The organism is Halanaerobium congolense (genome assembly GCF_004366375.1).
In the GTDB taxonomy this organism is placed as follows: Bacteria; Bacillota; Halanaerobiia; order Halanaerobiales; family Halanaerobiaceae; genus Halanaerobium; species Halanaerobium congolense.
Window position 1 is genome coordinate 24,131 of record NZ_SOEF01000001.1, and the last position, 16,144, is coordinate 40,274.

General features: G+C 36.2%; 12 protein-coding genes and 1 other annotated feature. Of the genes, 1 reads left to right on the forward strand and 11 read right to left on the reverse strand.

Annotated features, from left to right (window positions below):
* The first annotated feature begins 27 nt into the window (after positions 1–27).
* Positions 28–2,484, forward strand: a complete 2,457-nt coding sequence (locus tag C7954_RS00130; protein WP_110301168.1) for a penicillin-binding protein 1A — start codon at positions 28–30, stop codon at positions 2,482–2,484.
* Positions 2,485–2,626: 142 nt separating this feature from the next.
* Here the strand turns inward: C7954_RS00130 and C7954_RS00135 are convergent, their stop codons facing one another.
* The 11 genes from C7954_RS00135 to C7954_RS00185 all read right to left on the reverse strand — a co-directional run bounded on the left by C7954_RS00135 (position 2,627) and on the right by C7954_RS00185 (position 16,143).
* Positions 2,627–5,002: an endonuclease MutS2 gene (locus C7954_RS00135; protein ID WP_073155936.1), complete on the reverse strand. Its 2,376-nt coding sequence runs from the start codon at positions 5,000–5,002 to the stop codon at positions 2,627–2,629.
* Between the two features lie 27 nt (positions 5,003–5,029).
* Complete coding sequence (polX, locus tag C7954_RS00140) at positions 5,030–6,769, reverse strand: DNA polymerase/3'-5' exonuclease PolX (protein ID WP_133618190.1); 1,740 nt, start codon at positions 6,767–6,769, stop codon at positions 5,030–5,032.
* 62 nt (positions 6,770–6,831) lie between these two features.
* On the reverse strand, positions 6,832–7,323 hold the full coding sequence (locus C7954_RS00145) for a CvpA family protein (RefSeq protein WP_073155940.1): 492 nt from the start codon (positions 7,321–7,323) through the stop codon (positions 6,832–6,834).
* Positions 7,324–7,674, reverse strand: coding sequence for a cell division protein ZapA (locus tag C7954_RS00150; RefSeq protein WP_133505329.1), 351 nt, complete (start codon positions 7,672–7,674; stop codon positions 7,324–7,326). It abuts the gene before it with no gap.
* Positions 7,675–7,746: 72 nt separating this feature from the next.
* Complete coding sequence (gene pheT, locus C7954_RS00155) at positions 7,747–10,176, reverse strand: phenylalanine--tRNA ligase subunit beta (RefSeq protein WP_089655006.1); 2,430 nt, start codon at positions 10,174–10,176, stop codon at positions 7,747–7,749.
* 104 nt (positions 10,177–10,280) lie between these two features.
* Positions 10,281–11,306: a phenylalanine--tRNA ligase subunit alpha gene (gene pheS / locus C7954_RS00160; RefSeq protein ID WP_073155949.1), complete on the reverse strand. Its 1,026-nt coding sequence runs from the start codon at positions 11,304–11,306 to the stop codon at positions 10,281–10,283.
* A 68-nt stretch (positions 11,307–11,374) separates the two neighbouring features.
* Positions 11,375–11,595: a binding site (T-box leader), on the reverse strand.
* 62 nt (positions 11,596–11,657) lie between these two features.
* A complete protein-coding gene (locus C7954_RS00165; RefSeq protein WP_134058367.1) occupies positions 11,658–12,467 on the reverse strand; it encodes a TrmH family RNA methyltransferase in 810 nt (269 codons plus the stop codon).
* Between the two features lie 4 nt (positions 12,468–12,471).
* Positions 12,472–12,831, reverse strand: a complete 360-nt coding sequence (gene rplT / locus C7954_RS00170) for a 50S ribosomal protein L20 (RefSeq protein WP_073155954.1) — start codon at positions 12,829–12,831, stop codon at positions 12,472–12,474.
* Between the two features lie 106 nt (positions 12,832–12,937).
* The gene (gene rpmI, locus C7954_RS00175; RefSeq protein ID WP_073155957.1) at positions 12,938–13,132 is read right to left on the reverse strand and encodes a 50S ribosomal protein L35; all 195 of its coding nucleotides are present in this window, start codon (positions 13,130–13,132) and stop codon (positions 12,938–12,940) included.
* Positions 13,133–13,209: 77 nt separating this feature from the next.
* A complete protein-coding gene (gene infC, locus C7954_RS00180; protein WP_134058370.1) occupies positions 13,210–13,767 on the reverse strand; it encodes a translation initiation factor IF-3 in 558 nt (185 codons plus the stop codon).
* A 375-nt stretch (positions 13,768–14,142) separates the two neighbouring features.
* A complete protein-coding gene (locus tag C7954_RS00185; RefSeq protein WP_089719212.1) occupies positions 14,143–16,143 on the reverse strand; it encodes a methyl-accepting chemotaxis protein in 2,001 nt (666 codons plus the stop codon).
* Position 16,144 lies beyond the last annotated feature (1 nt).

Genomic DNA, 16,144 nt, shown 5'->3' on the forward strand with positions numbered 1-16,144 from the left:
AATATTTTAGTGACGGGAGGTTAAGTAATGAAGAAAAAAACAAAGGCAATATTTTTAATAAGTTTTTTAATTATTTTTGCCCTGGGAGCAGGCGCTATCTTAGGTGCTGTCACCTGGATTATTCAGGATTCTCCTGATATTACAGATTATAAGGGTTCAAGTGAGGCAACTATGATTTATGATGCTGAGGGTGAACTTTTAACAAAATTATTTAAAGAAAATAGAGTTTATGTTCCTTTAGAAAGAATTCCGGAAGATTTAAAAAATGCAATTATAGCTATTGAAGATACTAAATTTTATGTGCACCACGGTATTGATTTCTGGGGCATCGGAAGAGCAATGATCAATAATATAATTAAGGGAGATCTCACAGATCAGGGTGCAAGTACAATCACCCAGCAGCTGGCGAGAAATGCTTTTTTAAGTCTGGATAAGACCTATCTGCGTAAAATTCAGGAGGTTTATCTGGCGATTCAGTTTGAAAGGCTGTATACCAAATCTGAAATTTTAGAGATGTATTTAAATGAAATCTTTTTAGGCCACAGTGCTTATGGAGTTGAAACTGCTTCTCTGCAGTATTTTGGCAAAAGTGTAGAAGATTTAACTCTGGCTGAATCAGCTTTAATTGCGGGACTGCCGCAGTCACCGAATAATTATTCTCCCCTGCGCAACCCAGAATTAGCAGTCAAAAGAAGAAATGTTGTTCTGGATAGAATGTATGAACTAGATTATATTACTGAAGCTGAAAGAGATCAGGCTAAAAACGCAGAATTAAACTTAGATACTGCAGAAGAGGAAGAAAAAGAAAATATAGCTCATTATTTTATTCTTTATGTTAGAGATCAGCTAATTGATCGTTTTGGTGCTTCTTTGGTCTATAATGGTGGTTTAAAAGTACATACAACTTTAGATCCCAAGATGCAGAGATTAGCAGAAACTACAATCAAAAATAAGATTAAAAATGGCTTTATTCCTTCTTTTCAAAGCAGAGGCAGTCAAAATTTACAGCCACAGCTCTCACTAGTCAGCTTAGATGTTAATTCCGGTGCAGTTAGAGCGATGGTTGGGGGTCGAGGTACTGATCAGTTTAATCGTGCCTATCAGGCGGTAAGACAGCCTGGTTCAGCTTTTAAACCCTTTGTCTATTCTACAGCCCTAATTGAAGGGGGTTATACAACCGGAACTATAATTAATGACCTACCGATGCTGGCTTCTGACAGCAATAAAGGTGATAACTTAAGTATCTGGCCCAGAAACTATGGTGACCGCTATCGGGGTTTAATTAATGTCAACACAGCTCTTACCAATTCTGTTAATGTGGCTGCAGTTAAGTTAATCAAAGATGTTGGAGTTAAAAGTGTAATTGACTTTACCGAAAAGTTAGGTATTTCCACCTTTACTAAGTCAGATGGACATAGTGACCATTATTCTCTGGCACTTGGTGGCTTGAATCGAGGGGTAACTCCGATTGAAATGGCTGCTGCTTATAGTGTTTTTGCAAATAAGGGAATTTACACTGAGCCACATGCCATCACAAAGGTTTATGATAAACATGAAAACTTAATTTACGAAGCAGAACCTAAAAGTAAAATGGTAATGTCTCAGGCTGACAGCTATTTAATTAAATCAATGTTAAAAAGTGTTGTTGATAATGGAACTGGACGTAGAGCTCAAATGGACCGTGATGTTGGCGGTAAAACAGGTACAACTAACGATTATACTGATGCCTGGTTTGTCGGCTTTACCTCCCAAATTGCAACAAGTGTCTGGATTGGTGAGGATACAAGACGCTCAATGGAATATGATATTAAAACTGTTGGTAGTGGTGAAGCAGCTCAAATCTGGGGAGATTATATGCGGGCAGCTGTTAAAGATATGCCGATCATTAATTTCCAGATGCCGGATAATGTAATTGAAGTAGATGTTGATCCATATACCGGTTTACTTTCAAATGAATATTCACCAAGAATCGATGTTTTACCATATAAAAAAGGAACTGAGCCAACTGAAAAAGAGAGCCTGCACGGTCCTGTAGAAACTGTTAGAGTTGACCGCCAAAGCGGCCTTCTGGCGACAGCTGACTGTCCTGCTGATCAGATCGAAGAAAGACATTATATCAGAAAATCTGGAATCAGAATAGGACCAGCTCAAAAATCTTTTAGAGAAGTCAATTCTGCCAAAGATAGTGAGGATCTGGTAAAAGGTACTTATACCATAGCTGCCGGAGAACCGGTTCAGCAGATTGATCAGGAATACGGAATTCCAAAAATGCAGAGAAATGGTAATCCACGTTATGAAACTAAACCAACTCGAAGCTGTAACATACATTCGGGTGGTGGATCATCAATTCCTTTCTTAAATAATGATAGTCAATCAGAATCAGAATCTGAACCAGATTCTGGTGGTGGCTCTGAATCAGAAAGTGAAGAGGAAGAAGATGAAAGTCCATTCAACAGTATCTTTGATATTTTCGGTAATGATTAATTAGACTAAATAATCTTTGATACTCTTCGGCCAATAAAGTCTAAGCTATTTTTAAATCAAATAAAAATAAAAGGGATTTCCCAGTTTTAAAGCTGGTGAAATCCCTTTTTAACAGCACTTAAATTTATTTAAATTAAGCTGATTATTGGATTTTAACTATAGTAACTCCCATTCCACCTTCTTTTTGCCTTCCCAGACGGTAATCTTGAACGTGAGAGTTTTTTTCTAAGACTTCTTCAACAGCATTTCTTAAAGCACCAGTTCCCTTTCCATGAACAATTTCAACTTCATTTAAGCCGGCCAGAAAAGCATCATCTAAGTATTTATCAACCTTATACTGAGCCGCTTCATATCTTTCACCTCTTAAATCAAGCTTTGGCGAAACATGCTGGGCTTTTTTAACACGATAATTTTTGAGCTGTTTTTCTTCACTATCATCAGGAATATCTACCTTTACCAGGTCGGCAAGTGAAGCTGTAACCTGCATGATTCCTGCTTGAATTTGAGCTTCTTTTTTGTCGCGGTCAATGGATGTTATCTCACCTTTGCGGCCGATACTGCGGACCCTGACCTGATCTCCTTCTTTAAATTCATCTGCATCGATTTTTTCTTTTTCCTTTTCATTTTCAGCTTCTAAAATCTCGCTCAATTCTTTTAAGTTCTGGTTGGCAGAAGTTTGAGCTCTATCAACCTCAGATCGCTGGGTAAAATCTTTTGATTTCAGATTAGAAATTATCCTCTTAGTTTCTTTTTTAGTTTCTTCTACAATGGCTTCTGCTTCTTCCCGAGCAGCCTTCATTTCTTTCTCATGTTTCTGCTGCTGTTCTTCGATCATTTTTTCGTATTTTTCTTTTAATTTTTTTTCATGATCTCTTAATTCTTCCATTTCCTCCCGCAGCTTCTGATAGCGATTTCTTTCCTGATTTAATTCATTTATAATATCTTCTACTTTAATTGATTCATCACTTAAAAGGGTTCTGGCTCGGTCAATTATTTCCTGAGGAATCCCTAACCTTAGTGCAATCTCAAAAGCATTTGAACCACCTGGAACTCCCATGATCAGCTTATAGGTTGGTTTTAAGGTCTCAATGTCAAATTCAACCGAAGCATTTTCTACCTCATCAGTTGTATAAGCATAACTTTTAAGCTGGCTGTAGTGAGTGGTAGCAATGGTCACTGCATTTTTCTGCTGCAGTTTTTCTAAAATTGAGATACCTAAGGCAGCACCCTCTTCCGGGTCTGTTCCTACTCCCAGCTCATCCATTAAAACCAGAGTCGAATCATCAGACTCAGCTAAAAATTCTCTAATCCTGTGCATATGAGAAGAAAATGTACTTAAACTCTGTTCGATGCTCTGTTCATCACCGATATCAGCAAATATCTTTTTAAAGACTGCTACTGTAGAATTAGCAGCTGCCGGAATATGCAGTCCAGTCTGGGTCATTAAAGTCAGCAGACCAACTGTTTTTAAGGCAACTGTTTTACCACCTGTATTAGGACCGGTAATTACTAAAGTCGTAATATCATCACCCAATTTTAAATCTATAGGTACCGGATCTTCCTTCAGCAGTGGGTGGCGGGCCTGATTTAATTCGATTAAACCTTTTTCGTTGATCTCAGGTGCATTACACTCAAAATCAAGGCTGAATTTTGCTGCAGCTGCAATACTGTCCAGTCTGGTGATAATCATTAAATCTCTTTTGATTATTTTTTCATCCTGGGCTATTTTAGAGCTGAGCATCTGTAAAATACGCTGAATTTCAGCACTTTCTTTGGCTCTAACCTCCCGCAGCTCATTATTTAAGCGGACCACTGCCATCGGCTCCATAAAAAGGGTTAAACCACTGGCAGACTGACCGTGGACTATTCCATCAAAGTTATTTCGCTGCTCCTGTTTAACTGGAACCACATATCTATTTTCTCTTCTGGTCACGATATTTTCCTGCAGCATATCCTGATAATGATTGCTTTTGATGATCGAATCCAGCTTATCTCTAATAGAATTTTCTATAGAATCCATTTTAGAGCGCAGTGACTTTAGTTTAGCGCTGGCATCATCTGCAAGCTCACCGTATTCATTAATACAGCGGTCGATTTCTCGGGCCAACCCTGGTCGGTTCTGCAGATCAGAGCATAAGTCATAAATTAGCTGGTATTCCCTCTCTACTATTCTGGGATCCAAATCAGCTTTGATACTTTCTAAATACCGCTGCAGCTCTGAAACTCCCCTGAGCGTACTTCTAACCCTGCTGATTGCATCTGTGGAAAGAACTGAGCCCTTAGCTGCTTTCTTTAAGTCATCTCTAATATCACGCACTCCACCAAAGGGAGGAGTAGAAAACTCAGCAATCATCGACTTCATGGCGGTAACTTCAGCTAATCTCTCCTGAATATAGTCGGCATTATTTACCGGCTTTAAATTATTAACAATTTCCTGACCTATATTTGTAGCTGCTCTATCGGCTGTCATTTTTATTATTTTTTTGTATTCTAATACTTCCAGACTGTGCTCTTTCAACTTAAATACCTCCGGAATAAATTACTTTTATTTTTTTGAATTTAAAAACTCCATTAATTCTTTCACAGAATAAGTGTTAATTACATCTTCTTTTTCCAGCCAACCGCGGCGGGCTGTGGCAATTCCCAATTCCATATCAGCATACTCTTTGTAGTGGTGAGCATCTGTATTAATAGATATTTTGCCTCCCGCTTTTTTAACCTTACGGGCCCACTCAGCATTAAGATCCAGCCGCTGAGGTGAGGCATTGATTTCTAAGGCGGTATTATATTCAGCTGCAGCTGCAATAACTTTATCTAAGTCAACTGCATAAGGCTCTCTACCGCCAAGCATTCTGCCGCTGGGATGGCCGATTAATTTTACATGGGGGTTTTTAACCGCTTTAATTATTCTGGCTGTCATTTCTTCTTCTTCCAAATTAAAGTAGCTGTGGATAGAAGCGATAACAAAATCAAGCTGATCTAAAAGGTCGTCTTCAAAATCAAGTTCCCCATTTTTTAGAATATCAACTTCTACTCCTTTCAATACTTTGAAATTTTCTAATTCTTCGTTTAAAGCGTCAATTTCCTGGAGCTGTTCTTTTAATTCTTTGATGCTCATCCCGCTGGCAACAGTTAAAGACTGAGAGTGGTCGGTTACTGCAATATATTGATAGCCCATTTGATCTCTGGCAGCTTCTGCCATTTCTTTGATCGAAAAAGCTCCATCACTATAGCGAGAGTGGAGGTGCAGATCCCCTTTAATATCTTTGAGTTCAATACTTTTTGGCAGCTCTCCTTTTTGAGCTGCTTCAATCTCACCCTGATCTTCTCTTAGTTCAGGAATGATATAGTCCAGGCCCAATCTGTTAAAGATATCCACTTCAGATTTAATTTTTTCCTTTGTTCCATCTTTTTGAAAGAGGCCGTATTCACTTAATTTTAAACCGTTATCCTTAGCCAGCTGCCGCATCCGCACATTATGAGCTTGAGAACCGGTAAAATAGTGGAGGGCAGAAGGAAATTCCTCCTGGCTGACCAGACGAAAATCAGTCTGCATACCTTTGTCAGTTCTGATGCTGATTTTGGTATCACCAGCACCTATTACTTCGGCTGTAAAATTTAAGTTTTTAAGTTTTTTAGAAAGTTCTTGCGGCTGATCGGTGGCGATTAAGATATCCAAATCACCTGTTAATTCTTTAGCTCTCCGGCTGCTGCCGCAGATTTCAATAGTTGAAAAAAGTTTGGAGTCTAATTTATTTTTTATTGTTTCAATAATTTTTTTGGCTGTTTTTAAGGCCTGGGCCAGCATTATTTTATCAACATATTTCTCATGATTTTTTAAAGCATTTAAGAGCTGTGCTTCCGATTTCTTACCAAAACCCTTAAGTTTCTGCACCCTCCCCTCAGTCAGAGCCTTTTCTAAACTGATTAGATCTTCGATTTCCAGCTCATAATAAAAGCGGTGAGCAGTTTTGGGTCCTAAGCCCTGAATATTTGTCATCTCAATGACCCCGGGTGGCAGCTCCGCTTTGATTGCTTCCATCTCTTCAATAACTCCATTCTGCAGCAGCTCCTGGATTGACTCGGCAATTCCACTGCCAATCCCCTTAATCTCTTTTAACTGATCTGCTGCTGCCAGCTCTGCAATTGCTTCCGAATAAGACTCAATTTTACGCGCAGCATTAGTATAGGCTCTAATTTTAAAATCATTTTCTCCCTTAATCGCCATTAAATCAGCAAATTCAGAGAGAACTTTAGCAATTTTTTTGTTGCTCATTTCCTGCATAATTACACCTCAATTTCTTTAAAATATAGATTCAGTTAAGATGGCAAAAGGCCATGAATAGCTCATGGCCGAAAAATTTCTTCAATCTTTGATTGTATTAATGGTGATGCCTCAATGATTCTTTCAGCAAAAAATGACTGGCTTAAAACATCATCAACCTTTGGGTGTGGTATTTGGGCCAGAATTAGAATCAATAAATAAACGATTATTCCGGCTTTAAATATACCCAACAAAAAACCGGCAACCCGATCCACCGGCTGCAGAAAAATAGCATCTACAATTTTTTTGAGTGTAATACCTAAAACATGAATCACAATATTAACTACAATAAAGATTACTGCAAAAGATATAAACTGAAGCAGTGAAGTAGATAAATCTAAATATGGTTCTAAAAACTGGGTAAAATAAACATACTGTCTGACTGCAACAAATAGAGCGGCCAGCAGTCCGAGTATTGTACTTGTCTGGTCTATAAAACCTCTTCTAAAACCATTATAAGCGAAAAAGAGTGTAAGAACTAAAATAATGATATCGAGGAAATTAATGATATCCAATTAATCTACCTCCTCAAGTAGATTAGTTAACTCCTCATTTTCCTGACGCAGCTTTTTTAACTCCTGATGCAGGCTCTGATTAGCTTCTTTGAGTCTTTCTTTTTCTTTGCTCAAATCAACACACTGACTTCTGAGCTTAAAATATTCATCAGCCAGATTGATCATCATCAGATATGAGAGGCGCCTAAAAGGAAGCTTGGGATAGGCGTTTCTAATCTCGAGACCAGTTTTTTCTACATGACCAGCCAGTTTTTCGATATATTCTTCACTGAAATCTCCGGTTACAGTAAAGCTTTCTCCCAAAATATTCAATTTAAACTTCTTTTTATCTTGATTTTTTTCTTCTAGCATTAGCAACATCTCCAACTATAGTAGTCTACATTATTATATTCATTACAAAAGTCTAAATTCCTGCCTGAAATTTTAATTTCCTCTAATTTCTGCGGAATATTCTTCTTTAAGATGTTTTACAATCTGATTAAAACGCCTATTTACCTCCTGATCGGTCAAAGTTCTGTCATCTGCCTGAAACTTTAATTCGAAAGCTGCACTCTTATGACCTTCTTTAATTTGGTCTCCCTGATAGATATCGAAAAGCTCTAAGTTTTTAAGCATAGCTCCCCCAATATTTTGAATTGCCTGATGAATTTCTCCAACTGCGATTTCTTCTTTAAGCACTACAGCTAAATCACGTGCAAGTACCGGGTACTTGACCAATTTTTGGTAACTGTATTCCTTAGCAGCAGTTACTTTAAATAAGAAATCTAAGTCCAATTCAAAAATAGTTGTACCTTGAGGTAAGTTATTCTGATCAGCCAGTTCCGGATGGATTTCACCAATAAAACCAAAGGTCTGAATCTGATTATATTTAATCTCAGCTCTGCGGCCCGGATGCAGAAAATCTCTATTATCATTATCAGGGATAAACTGATAATTATCAAGCTGAATTCTTTCAAAGAGCATTTCTAAAACTCCTTTTAGAGCAAAGAAGTTAGGAGCACCCTGCTGCCAGATATCATTTTCTACTCCAAAAATTCCCCCACCAAGCATATTTAGTTCTTCCGGTCTGTTATTTCCACCTTTATTTCTAAAGACTGTTCCCGTTTCAAAAATAGCCATCTCAGATCCCTGTCGGCGGGCATTGGAGGATAAAACATCAATTAATCCCGGCACCAAAGTGGTTCTTAAAACAGCAAAAGCTTCACTCAGCGGATTTTTTATGCTGACAAACTTAGCGTAATCTTCAAACTGACACAGATTTAAGTCATCATAGCTTTTCTTAGCCTGCAGACTGTAGGTGATCACCTCATCTAAGCCACCTGCCTGCAGCAGTTCTTCTACTCTTTTTTCAAATTTCTGTTGGGGAGTTCTTTTACCCCGCTGCTTGGAGATTGGCCTGGTAGAAGGTATTTTATTATAGCCGTAAACTCGGGCAATTTCTTCAACTAAGTCAGCTGCCTGTTCAACATCTGTTCTATAAGAAGGGACTGTTACTTCAAATTTATCTGCTGCAGCTGCTTTAACTTCAAATCCTAAACGTTCCAGACTTTTTCTAACATCTGCTGCTTTTAATTCGATTCCTAAAAGTTCATTTACTCTTGCAGTTTCCAGCTTAATTACAACCGGCTCATATTTTAGCGGATATTGATCAATAACCCCCGGCACAACTTTAGCACCATCACACTTTGCCAGCATCTGGCAGGCACGGTTGTTGGCCTCAACCGCCTTTTCAATATCTACTCCTCTTTCGAAGCGGTGAGAAGAATCGGAATGCATTCCTAATTTTTTAGCAGTTTTACGGATGCTGACAGGGTTGAAATAAGCGGACTCAATTAATACATCAGTAGTTTCTTCGGTTACCTCGGTGTTGGCTCCACCCATAACTCCACCAACTGCAACTGCTTTTTCTGGATCAGAAATTACGAGCATTTCGTCATCTAAAGCTCTTTCTTCATCATCTAAGGTCATTATTTTTTCTTCAGCTTCAGCCCGGCGGACAACAATTTTTCCGTCTTTAATTTTATTATAATCAAAGGTGTGCAGAGGCTGATTGTATTCCATCAAAACAAAGTTAGAAATATCAACTACATTGTTAATTGGTCTGATTCCGGCTGCTTTAAGTCGACGTTGAATCCACTCCGGTGATTCTTTAATTTCAACATTTTTAACTAAACGAGCTGTATAGCGAGGACATAAATCAGGGTCTTCTATTTCTACCTCAACATAATCATTAATAGTTCCCAACTCTTCCGCTTCTTCAAAAGAAATTGGAGGTGTATTTAAAGTTTTTTCCTGTGCATATAATGATTTAAGTTCTCTGGCTACACCAATCATCCCTAAACAGCGGGCATAATTTGGTGTTAAGTCCAGTTTGAATACATAATCATCCAGCCTTTTATATTTAAGAAAACTGGCTCCCAGTGGTGCAGATTCTTCTAAAACCATAATACCTGCTGCTCTTTCTTCCTGCAGTCCTAACTCATCTTTGGAACAGATCATTCCCTGGGAAAGCTGACCTCTGAGTTCTATTTCTTCAATTTTCATTCCGTTTGGTAGGGTTGTACCTACTTCTGCAAAAGGAACCATCTGTCCTGCTTCAACATTTGGAGCTCCTGTAACAACAGGGATTGGCTCTTTATCTGCTGCAGTTTTTACCATACAAATTACAAGTTTATCTGCATCTGGATGTGCTTTGATTTCCTCAATTTTTGCAATTTTAATATCTTCTAAACCTTCTCCTAAGTACTCTACTCCTTCAACTTCCAGGCCGGCCATTGTCAGCTTTTCTGAAAGATCTGCTGGAGTATAATTTATATCAATATATTTTTTTAACCAGTTATATGATATCTGCAAATTTATCATCCTTTCTCAATTCAACCTTTATCAATTATATTTCAATTATTTAGTGCTGCCTTAATATTTATCTATTTCAGTTATTTTTTTAACCAGCAGTACAATTAAAACTGATGTAAAAAGCGCTTGTCATTTTCATATAAAACTCTAATATCATCAATTCCATATTTCAATAAAACCAGACGGTCAAGTCCAACTCCAAAAGCAAAACCGCTGTAGACATCCTTGTCATAACCGGACATCTCCAGAACATTTGGATGAACCATACCAGCTCCCATAATCTCCAACCAGCCCGTGTGAGAACATAAAGGACAGCCTTCTCCTCCACAGACAATACAGGAAACATCTACTTCAGCACTGGGCTCTGTAAAAGGGAAATAGCTGGGACGGAATCTTACATCACGCTCCTTACCAAATAAGGCTTCTACAATTAACTCAATTGTTCCCTTCAAATCACTAAATGAAATATCCTTATCAATTACCAAACCTTCAGTCTGATGAAAAATTGGTGAATGAGATGCATCTAATTCATCTGAACGGTAAACTCTACCTGGAGCAATAATTCTGACCGGCGGCTCTTCTGCTTCCATTGTTCTAATCTGAACCGGTGAAGTGTGGGTTCTCAGCAAATAATGGTCATCAATATAGAGCGTATCCTGCAGGTCACGAGCCGGGTGATGAGCCGGAATATTTAAGGCTTCAAAGTTATAATACTCACTTTCGACCTCAGGTCCCTCTGCAATATCAAAGCCCAAACCAATGAAAATGTCTTCTAATTCTTTGGTTACTAAAGATAAGGGATGGCTTCTACCTGCTTCAACCTCACTTCCGGGTAAGGTGACATCAATTTTTTCTGCCTCAAAACGCTTTTGGACAGCTTCTTTTTCTAATCTTTCCTTATGCTCACCCAGCCAGCCTTGAATTTTTTCTTTTAAAATATTAGCTTCTTTTCCAACTACAGGCCGCTGGTCAGCCTCAATCTTTCCCATCTGTGAAAAAATGGCTTGGATTTTTCCTTTTTTACCTAAATACTTAATTCTCATTTCTTCTAGTTGGTCAAGATCGGCAACCTCTTTTAATTCTGCCTCTGCTTCTTTTTCAATCTTTTTTAGATCATCTAATAGATCCAAAACTAACACCTCCATGTTATATGTATGTGATTAATATTTTTATAGCCTAAATACAAAAAATCCCGCCCTAAAGGGACGAGATACCGTGTTACCACCCTGATTATCCCACAAAGATTGTGGAATCACTTTTATTTGTTAACGAAAGCATTTACTTCCGGACAAGCCTACTGATTTCAGCTCTCAGCTCCAGAGCGAACTTCACTAAATTCAATATTTTAACTGCTTTCAGCTGCTGCAGTTAATCTCTCTTAAAATCTTATTTAGTTACTTTCTCCTTCTCTGCCTTTAAATATTAGATTCTTAAACGATTATACCATAGAAAAAAATATCAAACAAGCTAAAAATATAAAATTACTTATCTTTCTGCAGCTGCTGAGAAAGTATTTCAAAAGAAATTACCGATGCTGCAACCGCTGCGTTCAGTGATTCAATTTCTCCAGCCAATGGAATCTTTATTTTAAGGGTAGCGGAGTCCATTAATTTAGAATCAAGGCCATTTGCTTCATTGCCGATCATTAAAATTAACTTATCCTGATATTGATGTTCAAAATAATATTCTTCTGCCTCAATGTCAGCTGCCAGCAGCTCGTAATCTGCTGCCTCTGCTGCAATTTCTGTTAAAAATTCTTTTTGACTCAGCTTCTGCCTAATAGCTATTGAAAAAATTCCGCCCATAGTAGAGCGTATAACCTTCTGATTATAAATGTCTACAGATCCTTTGAGAGCAATTATGCCGTCAAAGCCTGCAGCGACAGCTGTCCGAATCATGGTTCCCATATTGCCGGGATCTTGAATTCTATCCAAAAGCAGTATTTTATCTGCCCGCCTGTAAAAATCATCACCTTTAAAAATAGATTCTTCAACCACTGCTAAAATCCCCTGGGGATTAACCGTAGAAGCTATCTCTTTTAAAAGATATCCTTTAAGATAAATAAATTCTGCCTTTGATTTTAAATCAGCCAGCAGTTCATCATTTTCAGCTGATTTAAAAAAAGCAGGAGTGAGAAAGACCTGCTTAAAATCTGCTCCTCCTGCTGACGCAGCCTCAATAAGTCTTTTACCTTCGAGAATAAAGACACCTTCTTTGCGCCTGTTTCTACTCCGATAAAGCTTATTTAGATATTTTACTTTATCATTTTGAGAACTGCTAATTATATTCATCTAATTAATTTCCTAACTTCTCTTTTGCTAAATCTACTAAATCAGCAAAACCATCAGAATCATTAACTGCTAAATCAGCTAACATTTTGCGGTCAATTTCCACATCTGCCTGTCTTAAACCATTGATGAAACGGCTGTAAGAAAGACCTTCATTTCTAGCTGCAGCATTGATTCTGGTGATCCATAATCTTCTAAAATTTCTCTTTTTAGTTCTTCTATCTCTATAAGCATAATGTAGAGACTTCATTACCGCCTGGTTTGCAGGACGATATAATTTACTGCGGGAGCCAAAATATCCCTTAGCCATCTTTAAAACTTTTTTTCTACGCTTACGCGCTTTATTTCCTCTTTTTACACGTGGCATCTTAAATGACACTCCTTCCAAAAATTTAACATTTATTATTTTTTATCTTATTTTTATTATTTACATTTAGGACAAATGTCCTTATTTATAGTATTAAAATTACAATCTATCGATGTAGTAACTGCTTGTAACGCTTCTGATATGATTTGCTTAATAATTTAGCTTTACGCAGTTGTCTTTTTCTATTACCGGATTTCTTGGTTAAAATATGACTGTGAAATCCTTTATGGTGCTTAAGCTTACCATTAGCTGTAGTCTTTACTCTTTTAGCAATACCTTTGTGTGTTTTTTGCTTTGGCATGATTTAACCTCCTAATACTGTAATAATTATAAATATAAACAGCAGCAATCAATGAATAATATTGGCTATCTAATTATTTATTGTTTGTCACTTTCTGGAGTTAGAAACATCATCATATTTCTACCTTCCATCTTCGGCTTGCTTTCTACCTTACCGATATCTTTTGTCTGTTCAATTAGACGCTCCATTAGATCATAGCCTAATTCTTTATGCATCATTTCTCTTCCTCTAAACCGAATTCTTACCTTAACTTTATCCTTGTTGTTGAGGAATCTGCGGGCCTGCTTTAATTTAACATTAAAATCATGATCTTCAATTTTAACACCCATCTGAACTTCTTTTACATTCATTACATTCTGGTTCTTTTTGGCTTCTTTTTCTTTCTTAGCTTGTTCGTACTTATACTTACCATAATCCATAATTCTGCATACAGGTGGATTAGCCTGTGGAGCAACTTCTACTAAGTCCAAACCCCGTTCTGCTGCACTATCCAATGCTTCATTCAGTGACTTGATACCAATTTGCTCTCCTTCTTGATCGATCAGACGAACCTCTTTTGCTCTAATGCGATCATTAACTCTTAAATCATTAACGATATTTATGCACCTCCTGAGTGATATAAAAACGACAAATATACAAAAAACGAGTGGTAGAAACCACCCGTTAAATTCAATAATCAGCTAAAGATAGACTATCCTAAAGATAAGCCTACTATTCCCACAGAAAGCCTAAAGCTCCGGCGAAAATACTGATATTAACCAGTTCTGACTGGTGAGAAACAGGTGTTTCTACTTTCTTTTCCTTAATTAGTATAGCACAGCGGTCTGACTCTGTCAAGAAATAAAAGACCAGTCTGAATTTTAATAATAATGTTAATCATAAATTACATGAAAATTAAGATGTTATACTACAGCTTAAGATATATAGGAATTAACCAAAATATAAAAGATCAATCAACAAAAAACTTTTATTTATAAAAAGCCAGGGTTTAAATCCCTGGCTAATTTATATTAAATATCGAATTTTTTAATTATCTCTTCAAGGTTTTCAGCTCTACTTGATAATTCATCTGCAATTGAAGACATTTCTTCAACTGTAGCATTTTGTTCTTCACTGGCTGCTGCCACTTCTTCAGCAGAAGCAGAAGTTTCTTCGGATACTCCAGCAATATTTTGAGCTTCTTCTGATATTCCAGAACTTAACTTATTTGTTTTCTTAAATTCTTCTACAGAATTTGACATTCCCTGATTTATTTTTTCTAAAGTTTTTCTAATATCCTTAAATGTTTTATTAGATTCATTTACAAGTTTTTCTCCACTTAAAATTTCTTCTTCACTTCTATTCATTTCTTCTCCAACTTTATCGGTTGTTTTTGAAACTTCATCGATTAAGTCTTTGATTTGATCAGCAGAATTAGAAGATTCTTCAGCTAAATCTCTAATTTCATCAGCAACAACGCTAAATCCCCTACCAGCTTCACCAGCCCTTGCTGCTTCAATAGCTGCATTTAATGCTAATAAATTAGTTTGATCTGCTATATTATTTATTAAATCAATAATGCTTTTTATTTCGTCAGAAATAGATTGTAATTCAACAATATCTGTAGAAACAGTTCTCATTGCTTTAACTATATTTTCCATTTGTTGATTTAAATTATCCATCTTCTGAGAACCTTCATTAGTTACAACATTCATATCGTCTGTATAATTTTGTACTTCTTGATTGTTTTTATTTAAATTGTTTAAGCTATCAACTAACTTTTGAATATTTAAAGATACATTTTCTACACTTTTAGCCTGACTATCTGCTCCTGTTGCAACTTCCTGGATAGACATAGCAACTTGTTCTGATGTATTTCCTACTTCTTTTGAACTAACATCTAATGTTTTAGATGTTTCAGTAACATCTTCTGAAGTGTTTTTAATATTTTGTACTAAAGTTTTTAAGTCTTTTACCATTAAATTAAAAGATTTTCCTAAACTTCCTAGTTCATCTTTTCTGTTCACTTCTATACTGACATTTAAATTCCCGTTAGCAACCTTATCCATTTCTTTTGAGTATTCTAAAATAGGTTTTACTACCTGTTGTGAAATATATAGGATTATAGTTCCTAATAAAACAATTAAAACTATAATAGATAATATTGTGGTTGTTTTTAAAACTTTTTGATTTGCTTGATAAGCTTCTTTAGTTGGTATTTGAGCAAAAATAGTTCCTCCAATTTCTTCAATCGGTAAATATGAAGTTAACATTTTTTTGTTATCATTCTGATATTCAAATACCTCATTATTTGAATTAAAAACATCTTTTAAATTAAACCAATTACTAACATTAAACTTATTCTCTACAAGGTTTTGATCCGGATGTGCTAAAAGCTGCCCCTCTTTATTTACAAGAAAAGTATTTCCTGTTTCTCCCACTTTTGTTTCATTAATTAAAGTGCTTATTTGTTTTAATGAAATGTCTCCACCGATAACACCAGATATTTGTCCTTTATCATTAACTACTTTTTTAGCAATAGTAATAATTAATTCACCAGTTGCTGCATCTGTATAAGTTTCTGTCCAAATAGATGAATTGGAGTTTAAAGCATCTTTATACCAACCTCTATTTCTTGGATCATAATCATCTGCAAAAGTAGCATCAGGATAAGTCAACATTTCCCCGTTTTTAGTCCCAATATAAATTAAATTAAATTGAGAATATTTTTTTCCAATATTAGTTAATGTTTTTTTTATTTCAGGTTTATTTAAATTTTTAAAAATCGTTTCATCTGCTGTATAATTTACAATTTTTTTGCTTTCTCCTAAAAAAGAATTAATTTGTGATTGAACATTTTTTGTTATGTTTTTATTCCTTTGTTTAGCCAAAAATGTTATTTCATCTTTTACTACAGAATTAGTAAAATAGCCTAATGTTGTCAAACCAATTATCATAATTAGTGTAACAATAACAATAATTTTCAAATTAAGTTTTTCTTTAATATTCAAATTTTTAATAATATTTTTCATA